The organism is Paraliomyxa miuraensis (assembly GCF_026337845.1).
Lineage (GTDB): Bacteria > Myxococcota_A > Polyangia > Nannocystales > Nannocystaceae > Paraliomyxa > Paraliomyxa miuraensis.
Genome location: NZ_JAOVZF010000008.1, coordinates 1 through 210, shown reverse-complemented (window position 1 = coordinate 210; position 210 = coordinate 1). Strand labels below are relative to the sequence as shown.

Here is a 210-nt window from a genome sequence, read left to right as displayed (position 1 = left end):
GCCTTGCCGCCGGGGATGAGGCTGAGCAGCCCCTCGGCCCCGGAGGACATGAGCACGTCGAGGGTGTCCTCGCCATTGTCGAGCCGTTGGACGGCATCGTACACCGACTTCAGCGTCGATACGACCGGGATGAAGTCGGTCCCGATGTCCGCCGCGGTGCGGGCCAAGTCGTCGATCGGGGCGTCCCAGATGTAGACCGGGCCGCGCTTG

General features: G+C 68.1%; 1 protein-coding gene. It reads right to left on the bottom strand.

Translation table 11 applies throughout. From position 1 onward, the window contains the following. On the bottom strand, positions 1-210 hold a 210-nt coding region (locus OEB96_RS00035), incomplete at both ends, for a hypothetical protein (protein ID WP_266213326.1).